At 30.7% G+C, this 11,964-nt stretch carries 8 protein-coding genes; all 8 read right to left on the bottom strand.

Going from position 1 to position 11,964, the window contains the following annotated elements; translation table 11 throughout:
- Positions 1–63 precede the first annotated feature (63 nt).
- Positions 64–1,419: a sigma-54 dependent transcriptional regulator gene (locus RDK80_RS13225; RefSeq protein ID WP_308524526.1), complete on the bottom strand. Its 1,356-nt coding sequence runs from the start codon at positions 1,417–1,419 to the stop codon at positions 64–66.
- Between the two features lie 16 nt (positions 1,420–1,435).
- On the bottom strand, positions 1,436–3,403 hold the full coding sequence (locus RDK80_RS13220; RefSeq protein WP_308524525.1) for a transporter substrate-binding domain-containing protein: 1,968 nt from the start codon (positions 3,401–3,403) through the stop codon (positions 1,436–1,438).
- Positions 3,404–3,600: 197 nt separating this feature from the next.
- Positions 3,601–5,343, bottom strand: a complete 1,743-nt coding sequence (locus tag RDK80_RS13215; protein ID WP_308524524.1) for an ABC transporter ATP-binding protein — start codon at positions 5,341–5,343, stop codon at positions 3,601–3,603.
- Positions 5,333–7,087 carry an ABC transporter ATP-binding protein gene (locus RDK80_RS13210; protein WP_308524523.1) on the bottom strand — a complete coding sequence of 585 codons (1,755 nt, stop codon included), beginning with the start codon at positions 7,085–7,087 and terminating at the stop codon, positions 5,333–5,335. The genes RDK80_RS13215 and RDK80_RS13210 overlap by 11 nt, the downstream gene beginning before the upstream one ends.
- Positions 7,088–7,292: 205 nt before the next feature.
- Positions 7,293–8,477, bottom strand: a complete 1,185-nt coding sequence (locus tag RDK80_RS13205; protein WP_308524522.1) for a M20 family metallopeptidase — start codon at positions 8,475–8,477, stop codon at positions 7,293–7,295.
- 130 nt (positions 8,478–8,607) lie between these two features.
- Positions 8,608–9,273: a hypothetical protein gene (locus RDK80_RS13200; protein ID WP_308524521.1), complete on the bottom strand. Its 666-nt coding sequence runs from the start codon at positions 9,271–9,273 to the stop codon at positions 8,608–8,610.
- Positions 9,274–9,291: 18 nt separating this feature from the next.
- Complete coding sequence (locus RDK80_RS13195; protein ID WP_216559449.1) at positions 9,292–9,999, bottom strand: DUF5058 family protein; 708 nt, start codon at positions 9,997–9,999, stop codon at positions 9,292–9,294.
- A gap of 207 nt (positions 10,000–10,206) precedes the next feature.
- On the bottom strand, positions 10,207–11,811 hold the full coding sequence (locus RDK80_RS13190) for a PucR family transcriptional regulator (protein ID WP_216559451.1): 1,605 nt from the start codon (positions 11,809–11,811) through the stop codon (positions 10,207–10,209).
- Positions 11,812–11,964 lie beyond the last annotated feature (153 nt).

Genomic DNA, 11,964 nt, shown 5'->3' with positions numbered 1-11,964 from the left:
ACTACATCTTTTAAAAAGACTTCTGCAATTATTGCACTAAAGTGCAAATGTTGCAGAAGTCTTTTATTTCACAATATTATATTCTTTGATTTTATACTGAAGATTTCTTTCACTTATCTGCAAGCTCTCTGCTGTCATACGCCTGTTCCCTTGAAAATAGTCTAAGGTCTTTAATATTACAATTCTTTCAATTTCTTTTAAATTGGTTCCTATCCTAATTCTTATGTCATTATTATCATAATCTTTGTCAGTATTAGCATAATATCGCTCAGGCAAGCTCTCTTTTGAAATGATTTTATTATCAGATAATGCTACTAACATTTCAACTAAATTCTCAAGTTCTCTTACATTTCCAGGGAATTTATATTTCTCTAGAGTTTCTATAACATCTTTACTAAATCCCACAACTTCTTTATGTAATTTGTTATTATACTTATTTAAAAAATAATTGAGTAAAACAGGGATATCTCCTTTACGCTCTCTCAAAGGTGGCACTTCTAAATTAATGACATTCAATCTATAAAATAAATCTTCTCTAAATTTACCGCTTTTAACCTCTGCTTCTAAATCCTTATTAGTGGCAGCAACAATTCTTACATCAATTTTAACTGGTCTATTGCTGCCTAGGGGTGTGACCTCCATATCCTCAACAATTCTCAATATCTTTGCTTGAAGCTGTAAATCCATTTCCGCTATTTCATCTAGAAATAAAGTTCCATTATTAGCTAGCTGAATTTTACCTATTTTTTTCTTATCAGCTCCCGTAAAAGTTCCTTTTTCATATCCAAATAATTCACTTTCAAGAAGGTTCTCTGGAATAGCGGCACAATTTACCACTATAAAATTTTCATCCTTCCTATTTCCTTGAAAATGTAATGCTTTAGCAATTAAGTCCTTTCCAGTACCACTTTCACCAGTTATCAATACTGTGGAATCAATATCTATCACTTTCTCAACTCTGTTAAGAAATAACCTTAACTTATCAGAATTTCCTACAATTTCTTTGAAGCTATATCTTTCATGCAATATCTTTTTAAGATTCGTTAGCGAGTAATTTAAGTTTTTGTACTCTATAGCTTTTTCCACATATAAATATAGTTCTTCCATGTCTATAGGTTTTGTAATATAATGAAAGGCTCCTTCCTTCATGGCATTAATGGAAGATTTAATACTGCCGTAAGCTGTCACCACAATAACTTGAACATTTCTTAGCTTACTCTTTATATCTTTTAAAACTGTTATTCCATCTATCTTACCTATTTTTAAATCCAATAAAACTACATCTATATTTTCGCTATATAATATTTCCATAACTTGGTTAGCATCTTGAGTAGTAAATACTTCATAACTGTCCTCAAGTGCAAATTTCAAAGAATCACAAATATTTTTTTCATCATCAGCAATCAATATTTTTTCCATATTAATTCTCCTATTATTATGATTTCATGAAAATCAATTCTACCTTTGTCCACTCTCCATATTTACTGTCAATATTAATATTTGCATTATTCTCTTTTGCATATTGATAACATATTGCTAATCCTAGTCCAGTACCATTATCTTTTGTAGTAAAAAAAGGATCGAATATGTTATTAAAATCATCATCGGCAATACCCCTGCCATTATCCAATATACTTAAAATTATTTCTTCTTGTCTATCCTCCATATCGATTCTGATTACACCATCACCTTTAATAGCATCAATACTATTGCGAAGAATGTTTATTATTATTTGCTTGATTTGTTGCATATCAGCATATAAAAATTTTTGTGATTTATCCAAATAATTAATGTCTATCCCTTTGCTCTCTATTTCAGATGCAAAAATATCGATGATTTGGTTAACCAGCTGTACTATATCAAAATTTTCTTTTTTTAATTTTTTTGGTTTAGAATAATCTATTAAGTCAGTCAGCAATCCATTTAATCGTTCAATTTCAGTTGGGATCTCAGTCGTAATCTTTTTTCTAAACTCTACATTATCATATTTTATAGGCAATAAATCAATATATGCTTTTATAGATGTAAGTGGATTTCTTATCTCATGAGACATTCTTGATATTAGAGTGCCCAAAGAATTCATTTTATCATTTTCAGCAAGTCTTTTTCTTAGCATGCTGATTTCCGTTATATCATTAAATGTAATTACAGCTCCAATATTTTCATTGTTTAAATCAAATAATGGTTTTAGTATATAGGATAATATATTTTCCTTATTATCCTTATAATATCTCTTTTCCTGAAAGCTAAATTGTTTTTCAAATTTTAGACACTCCCTTAAATGATCGACATTAATATAATTTTCTAATCCAACTTCATCATACCTCATACCAATAAATTCTTCACTGTTAATATTCAACAAATTTTCACAGCTTTTGTTTAGAGTTGTAATGACTCCATTCTTATCAAAGGTTATAAGACCATTTCCAATACCATTTAAAATCTGTTCTTTATATTTGTCACTCTCTTTTATAATCTGCTGATTTTGCTTTAATTCATCATTTACTATTTTAAGGTCAACAGTCCTCATTTCCACTTCTTTCTTTAAAATACTATTAATTCTAATAAAGAAAAGATTTATTAAAATTGCTATAAAAATAATAAGTGATAATGCATAAAGTATGTTCAATAAGTCCTTCCAAGCTGGTTTTATTTCTTTCCCAAACCATTTTTCATATATATTATAGTATGTACCTTTCTTTTTTAAGTTTTCTAATCCTTGATTGAAATCGTTCATTACTTCTTTATTGCCTTTTTTAAATGCCATCCCATAAGATGTAAAACTTATGTCATTTCCTACAATTTTTATTGAATCAATACTTCTATTTTTCTGAAGTATATATAATCCTGTAAGCTTATTTCCTACAACAGCATCAACTTCATTTTTAATAAGCTTTTCAAAGGCAATATCTAAATCTGAAAAAAAGACTACTTCTATTTCTCCTCGATCTGCTAATGCATATGCAGCAAAGTCACTTCTCTGCACAGCAACCCTGCGTTCCTTTAGGCTATCTATTCCTAATATTTGAGATTCATCCTTTCTAACAAAACAAACCAGAGAGTTTTTCAAATACTCATTAGAAAAATCATACATAGCTAGTCTAGTATCATTATAATTCATGCCCTGTATTGCATCTATACTTCCATTCTGTAGTGAAATATGAGCATCCACCCAGTCCATTGGAACTAGTTTTATTTCCACTCCCATTTCCAGTGCTAAAGCCTTCATTAAGTCTACATTAAATCCTCTATATTCACCATCGCTATCTAAATATTCAAAAGGAGGATAATTCTTCTCCCCTCCAATTGTTATAATCTTATCAATATCAATACAGTATGAATTTGAACTAATAAATAATAGTATTATTAATAATGAGGCAATACTAATTAATCTGTCTCTCACTAGGGTATCCACCTTTATATAAAGTTAATTTATACTCAATTCAATAATAGTTATAATAATCTATGGATTTATTATAACAAATTTCGACACTCTGCTCCAGTAAAAGGATATAGCTGTACATGAAAAAACTGCCTCCTACAGGCAGTTTTTTCATTATAATTGCAAGAATCAATTAGGTTAACAATTTAAACTCTTCATCATCTCCAAGTTAGTTTTTCTAATTCAATATGACTACGATACCACTCATCATTTTCTAAAAGTAATTCTGGTGAACCTGAGTTTTTAACTCTTCCATTTTCTAAAATAACTACGGTATCACAAGAAATCATAGAAAGTAATCGATGAGATATTGATAAAATAGTACGTGTATCACTAACCTTTTGTAATATAGATATTATTTTTTCTTCAGTAATTGCATCTAGATTTGCAGTTATTTCATCAAGGAGTAATATAGGCGGATTAGTGACTATAGCTCTTGCAATAGCCAGTAATTGTTTCTGTCCTTGTGAAAAAAGATTGTTATCCATATTTGTATCATATCCATTTTCTAGGGATAATACATAATCACTTAGTCCTACAAAATCTATAGCATCTTCAATCTGTTCTCTTGCAATACTTTCATCCTGTAAACTAACTTGATCTGCTACTGTACCTTTTATAGCATGAAAACTTTGATCCACATACCCAAATATTTTCCTTTTTTCAGTATTTGGAATGCTATATACATCAACTTGATTTATAGTTATGCTCCCATCAGTCGGTTTAAGAAGTCCTAGTATTAGTTTAAATAATGTGGATTTCCCGACCCCTGTCCTGCCTACAAAAGTCACCTTTTCCTGTGGCTGAAATTCAAGGTTTATATTTTGTAAAATGTCTCTTTCTTCTTCATAGTAAAAGCTAAGATCATTAAAGGATATTCTTACTTCTTCCCTATTTGATATAATTGATTCGGCAGAAAGTTCACTGTCCTTATAATCATCTTCTGGCTCATTATAAAATTCATTAACCCTATATATTCCTGATATAGCCCCTTGAATACTTTGAAGCTCCATACCTAAATCTTGAATAGGACTAAAGAGATTGGAAATCAATTCAATGGAAGCAGCAACCATACCTAAAGATATACCTAAATACCCCAATTCTTTAGATGATAATATCACAACAACAGCAATTATTATGGCACGAATAATCATAATAATTGGTGAAAATATTGAGTCATAGAAATTAACCTTTTCCATTGTCTTATAGTTATCTATCAGATAGGTTTTATAATTTTCTTCCATATAACTTTCCTTGCTAAAGGATTTTATCATCTCTATATTTTTTAAGCTTTCAGAAATATGATTATTTACCTTTCCTACCAACACACGATTTTTTATCTGTGCCTCTAACATACGTTTTTGAAATATTCTTATGATAATAAATATAATAGGTAACAAAATCAAAGTAATTATCCCAAGCCTCACGCTAAAGAACCAGATAGACCCTAAGATACCAATAATTTTAAATGAGTCAACTATCATACTAACTATGCCAGATGTAAATAGAGAACTAATTGCATCAACGTCATTAGTAAAACGGGAAACTACAGTACCAGATCCATTATAAGAAAAAAATATAGCATTTATTTTCTCAAGTTTTCCCATCATCTCCATACGAATTTCCTTGGTGATTTTTTGACCTAGAATAGTTAAAATGGCTTCTTTCACAAAATCAAATATCCCAATAAACATTAGAATACCAAGATACCAAACAGCTAAAGATAGTAGCCCTGCAATATTTCTAGGCACAAGGTTTTGGTCAATTATCTTTCTTAAAATCTGTGGAGGAAGTAATGATGTAATAACTATTCCTACGATTATAACTACAAGTAATGCAACGGATATAACATTTTCTTTGATTACATGCTTAATAGATTTCTTTACTAAATTATTTTTCATCAATACCACCTCCACTGCTTTGTAAATCATATATAGATTTATATAATGTAGAACTTTCCATCAACTCATTATGTGTACCATAGTTCACACTTTTATCATCATTAATCAATAAAATTTTATTTATTTTATCAAAAATACTCAATCTGTGGGAAATCAAAATGATTATACTCTCTTTATAGTTCTTTCTTAAATTTTCAATTATCTTCTCTTCAGTTTTCATGTCTACTGCAGAAAAAGGGTCATCTAAGATAATTATTTTATTTTTCCTTACCAAAGTTCTAGCAAGGGCTATTCTTGATTGTTGTCCGCCACTTAGTCGAATTCCATTGTTACCAACTATAGTAGATTCTCCCTCTGGCATAGCTTTTAAATCATCTTCGAAGCAAATATCTCTTAAAACAGAGTTAATTTTTAAATCTTCCCCAAGAGTAATATTATTGTAAATAGTATCTGAAAGCAATTGAGGTTTATGTCCTAAGTAAGAAATCATCTGACTACGTTCATATTCAGAATAAGATTTAAGTTCTTTCCCATCTACTTTTATACTTCCAAGATAAGGATATTGTCCCAATAGCGCTATTCCCAATGTAGTTTTACCACATGCTATAGGCCCTGTTACACCGATAATTTCTCCTTCTTTAGCTTCAAAGTTGATATCTTCGATAATATTATCTTTTCCAATAGAATAGGTAAAACTAAGGCTATCAACAATAAGACTTGTTTTGTCCTCTTTAATGTTGGTAGTAGTATCTTTTGTCTGGTATTCAGAAAGATAGAGTTTAATTCTTTTCCATGATACCTGTGATTTCTGTACAGAATTAAATAGCTTTGCTGCCTTACTTGCCTTAACTGCCATTGCAGTAAAAATAGATATATAGGCGGAAAAGATTCCTACAGTCCAATTACCTTCAATTGTTTTAGTACCACCTAGATAGATTACAAGAATAATCCCTAGCATGGCAATAACATTATAAATTGGCTGCATAGAATTCTCTAAAATATGAGCTTTAATTGCCTTATTCTGCAAATCCTCCAGTTCAATATTGTATTTCTCCCGATTTCGCTTTTCAATACCATTCACACGATAAAGAATAGCGTTTTCAATAGTACCATAGGTAAGATCAGCAACCTCACTACTTTTGGTTCGAAATGCAATGGAATATTTATAGATAATTACTTTAAGTTTTTCGGCTAAAATCATAGCAACTGGAATAAAAATAGATGCTAAAATCGTTATTTTTACATCGTATACGAGCATTGAAATAAAATAGGATAGCATAAGTACACCTGTGTCAAATACCTCTGTAGTAAATTTACGCATACCTTCTACACATAATTCTACATCTGAAATAGCTCGTGTCATTAAGTTTCCAGCACTTTCATCATCTAGCTGGATAATGCTTTTATTCATAATATTATTGTATATCATAAAACGCATTGTAGCACTGGTATTATTAGCAAAGCGTCTGATGTAGAGACGTTTGAAATAGCGCATTAATTGAATTGTAACAATAATAGCAATAAACTTAATTCCTAGAACTATTAAAGTAGATAGGCTATCCCCTCTTAAAATAGAGTCTATTAATTTTCCTTGATAAATAGGCCCTAGAACAGTTCCTCCATTGAAAACTAGTCCAAAAAACACAATCAATGCTACAGTAAACTTTTCATTTTTCCAATAGCTAATTATCTTATTTGGATTCTTAATTGGTTTTACTTTAATATCTTTCATGGCAGTTTCCATCTCTTTTCTTCCAAAATCTCATTATCTATATTCTAAACATTTTATCATCATATGTCTATTTGCTTTTATTTTTGTATTTTCTTAAAATAAAAAAGACCAAAAGTAGAACTTTCCTATTCCTTATAAAAAAGTCACCTTAAAGTATCTATTAAGGAATACTCTATAGGTGACTTCTATTAATCTTATTAAAATTAAATCATAATGATTATATATTCAGAAAATCAAATACTGTTTGAACAAATAAGGCAGTTCCAATATGCAAAACATCTTCTGCTATATTAAATTTTGGATTATGGGATGAGATAAAGTTCCCCTCTGAGTCATATTCGCTTGAAGCTAAGAAGAAGAAAGTGCCAGGAACTTCTTGTAAGAAAAATGCCATGTCTTCTCCACCCATAATAGGTCTTTCCATTTCTATTATGTTTTCACTTCCAACTATTTTCTGAGCAGATTTTATAAACTTTTCTGTAATTTCTTTTGAGTTTATAAGTGGTGGATATCCAAATTCATATTCATATTCGCAGTCACCCCTCATTGCCTTAGCAATACCTGTAGATATTTCTCCAATCCTCTTTGCTGCTTGTTCCCTTAATTCTTGATCTACAAATCTGGCGGTCCCCTCCATTTCTATAAATTCAGGTATTATATTAAAAGCCGTCCCTCCGTTTATCTTTCCAACAGTGATTATTGCAGGCTCTGGGCCACTTTTTTCTCTACTTACAATACATTGTAAGGCTCCTATAACTTGTGCTGATATAGTCACGGGGTCAACTCCTAGCTCTGGATATGCACCATGAGCCCCTATTCCCTTTATTTTTAAATAGAATTTATCTAAACAAGTCATGGTTTTACCATAATTAACTATTACTTTTCCGTCTGGAACACCTTTGGAAGGTGCTCCTATATGAAGGCCTACTATATTGTCTACCTTAGGACTTTCTAAAGCACCTTCTTCTATCATATGTTTGGCTCCAGCAAATCCTTCTTCACCCGGCTGAAATAATAGTTTTACAGTTCCTTTTAATAAATGTTCATTATCCTTTAATATCTTAGCTGCACCTAATAACATTGCTGTATGGGAATCATGGCCACAGGCATGCATATTCCCATTCTTCGACGAATAAGGCACACTGGTCTCTTCTTTTATTGGAAGTGCATCCATATCAGCTCTTAATGCTATTGTCTTTCCTTGATTCTTCTCTCCAATCAACGCTACTATAGCTGAACCATTAACAAGTGTTTTATACTCTATTCCCATCTCTTTAAGTCTCATCTGAACATAGTCTGATGTTTGAGGTAAATCTAGTCCAATTTCAGGTATTTGATGCAAGTCTCTTCTCCATTTAATTATATCTTTCTCAATTTCTTTTGCACATTCTTTAAAATTCACAGCATATTCCTCCTCTGATAATATTATCAAACCAATAAATAATATAAAAACTTCACAGTTTTGTCCCTTATATGATGGTTACTTCTCATATTTCAGAATTATTTATTTTAATTTCTATGCTTACAATAATCTATTGATTTAATCTCTGTTTTTTATAATCAATTATAGCAACAAATGCAGTCACAAAAACACATAGTGGTACTGCAAGCCATGCTGGAACTAGCTGTGTCATGTTGATAATTATCCCAACTGCTAGTCCAACAATGGCACATTTGTAAAATTTAAGAGCAAACATCGTTAATAAAGCCCCCATAATAGCAGGGAAAACAAATCCAAAAGCTGTTATTACATATTCAGGTAACGCTCCAATTATAGCATTACCTGCAAAAGCACCTATGGTAACTATAATCAAGTTTGTTATTATTGATCCTGCTATACTTATAGTTGAAACTAATTCAGCTTCTTGGCTTCCAGCATCAACCCCTAGAGCGTCCTGGGCAACTGCTGATGCAGGAACTCTCACATTCGCTATATTTCCAGATAAGAATGACATATAAGTACCAGATAATCCTAATATAGGAAAATAGGAAATTGGCTCAACTATATAGAAGGCTCCATACATTGAGGCGATTAAGAACCATCCTGTTAAAATAGTTTTTACAGAAGGTATTGCTCCATATCTTATCCATAGATATATTGCTGGTAAAAAACATAAAACCACAGCAGTTAATATTGTCCATCTTCCAGTTGAAATTATCTTTTTAGTAAACGTTTCTTCATATGAACGATTTTCCATAGATTTCACTCCTTAGTATTATTTAAATAATGCTGCAACGAACATGGCAACAAACATGGCTATTCCTAGATTCCATTCTTTTAAGGCTTTCACTTTCTCTGAAAGTTTCACCATCACCATCATAACTATAGTAGCTACTAATACCGCTATAAGGTTTGTAGACACAAGATTACCTTTACTTATAATTTGCCCTGAAACAATAAAAGATGAAGCCCCTATAATAGCACCTGTCCCTATTTGACCTACAAGCTTAGCATCTCCACCTGTTACCTTCTCTTTTACAATATCTAACTTATCTGCAAACAAAGCTACAACTAATAACCATCCTATACCATTTAATGTCATAGTCCAAACAGATGACGCAAATGCTGTCAAATCATATTGACTAGACCCAAATTCAACTCCCATTGCCTGTGCACCCATTGCAGCTCCTGCAAGCTCTGCTGGCGCTGATCCTATGATTGATAGCCTCAGCCAAGTAATAGGTGCTCCAACTACCGCCATCATTCCAAGCATTACTACAAGCACAGCTAATGAAGGTCCTATTGCTGCAATAGCTCCAATCCTAAATGCTTTAACACCATCTTCACGCTTCAAGTTAATTGTTTTCCCTGCTTCAAAGGCTTTCTTGGTAAATATAATTGCCTGTACACCTACTATTAAAACAACAGGCAGACACATAACCCACAAAATTGGATCATTAGCTACTTCTAAATACTCTCTCACGTCTTCTTCCTCCATTTTTTAAATTTTATAATCAATATAAGTCATTGTGATATTTATCACATTTTTTATTATAATATATAAAGCAAACAGATTTTTTGTTAATATTTCCAAAATTCTTTTAATTTTTGTGAATTTTTCTAAATGATTATAGATTTATATAATAAATAAAAGCACAGTTTAGAATCTGTGCTTTCTCTAAATAAATATTTAATTAAACAATTTTAAGAATTTCAAAACTATCTCTATCTTTAACCTTTCAACAGAGTCTTCACTATCCATATCTATTAGATTCTTAATTTTATTTATTCTATATCTTACTGTATTATTATGAACAAAGAGCTTTTCAGCCGTTAAAGAGTAGTTCTGATTACATTCTAAAAAGCTTTTCAAAGTAATTATCAGTTCTTGACCATCTTCCTCTAATGTTAAAGGTTTTATATATTCGTTATATATACTCATATTTTCCTTTTTGAATTCTTCTATGTTAATAAATTTGAAAGGTCCTAGATTATCATAAAGAACCACTTTAGATTCAGGGTAAATATATCTTGATATATCAATAGTCTTGGAACTCTCAGTATAACTATTTTTCACATTCTTTATATCTACAAAGCCTCTAGAAACTCCTGCTACAAACTTTCCTTTTATTACTTCATTTTCAAAGCATTTAATAAGTTGACTTATACTTATTTTTATAAATTCATTTGTTTTATGTATATCCTTATCTTTCTTATAGAGCATAACTATTTCATCTTTACCTGCTAATCCAAAGATTATTTCATCTCTTTGAAAAATATTATATATGCATCTAGATATTTTTTCTCTATGATCATATAAACTTATTTCATGGCTAAACTGCTTTATGCTTATACACAAATATAGCCCCTCAGTATCTAGAACCTTTCTTATTATCTGAGTTTCATTCTGAAAGTTACTCTCTATTATTTGTCGAATCAATTCATCTTGAAATTTATCCTTAAAAGAATTTTCAAAATATATACTTCCATATTCATGTAGTAGAAGGACAAAGCTCAACCTTATTGTATATAGGTCATAGTAATCACTTTTCTCTTGATTTTCCCAAACTACAAGATAGGCAAGAACTATATTATCTATTTCTATTGGGAGAACTATCCGTAAGCTATCTTCCTTATTCTCAAGATTTTCTATTCTAAACATATGAAATTTTTCAGATAAGCTTTCCTTTTCATGTTTGCAATCTGGATTCCATATGAATTCATAATCACTTAATTTAGTATTTTTAATACTTTTATTAAATGTTGAATATATCTTGTTTTTGCAAAAATCATATACTTCCACTGGCTTTCCTATATTATTATATAATCCTTCTATTATCTCCTTTATTTTTCTATCATGATCTTTATTCCCATATACCTGAATAAAACTAGTTAATTTTTCTATATATCTATCTATAGCTATTTCATTAATGGCATTTCCTATTTCTATCCATGCAGAATCTTTAGGTAAGTCAATAAGAGGAAACTTTAACTCATCGCATAGCTCTACAATTTCTTTAGGAATCTCATCTAAATATCTGCCGACCTTTATGCCTAAACCTGCTGCATTAGCCTCATTTGCCTCAATTATTACTTCTTTGAAATACTCTATATTACCCTTAAATAAATATCCTGTAGAGAGCATCAGCTCTTTTCCCCTAGCCCATTGTCCACCAGTAGGCGCATCCTGAGATGAAATACCTTGAACTATTCTATCAAGCCCTTCTTTTCCTGCCAATACTCTAGCTTCTGAGAAAAAATCCGATGCCAATATTTCCCTTAAACTTACTCCCATTTAAATGATCATCCCTTCCAGTACATTAAATCCATAGTATTATAATTCCTTTTCTTTTAAATTATTATCTATATTCTAATCATTTTGCCTTAAGATGTCTATTTACTTTTATTTATTCCCCCAATTCTTTACCTAAACTTAACTTAATGTTAA

Source organism: uncultured Tissierella sp. (assembly GCF_902479755.1).
Taxonomy (GTDB): domain Bacteria; phylum Bacillota; class Clostridia; order Tissierellales; family Tissierellaceae; genus Tissierella; species Tissierella carlieri.
Note: the sequence above shows the minus strand (reverse complement) of the source record. Positions and strands in the feature narration are given on the sequence as shown.

Excerpts from the sequence above, each read along its gene's own strand:
- RDK80_RS13210 (WP_308524523.1), bottom strand. The coding sequence starts at position 7,087 with ATGGAAACTGCCATGAAAGATATTAAAGTAAAACCAATTAAGAATCCA.
- RDK80_RS13225 (WP_308524526.1), bottom strand. The coding sequence starts at position 1,419 with ATGGAAAAAATATTGATTGCTGATGATGAAAAAAATATTTGTGATTCT.
- RDK80_RS13215 (WP_308524524.1), bottom strand. The coding sequence starts at position 5,343 with ATGAAAAATAATTTAGTAAAGAAATCTATTAAGCATGTAATCAAAGAA.
- RDK80_RS13200 (WP_308524521.1), bottom strand. The coding sequence starts at position 9,273 with ATGGAAAATCGTTCATATGAAGAAACGTTTACTAAAAAGATAATTTCA.
- RDK80_RS13190 (WP_216559451.1), bottom strand. The coding sequence starts at position 11,811 with ATGGGAGTAAGTTTAAGGGAAATATTGGCATCGGATTTTTTCTCAGAA.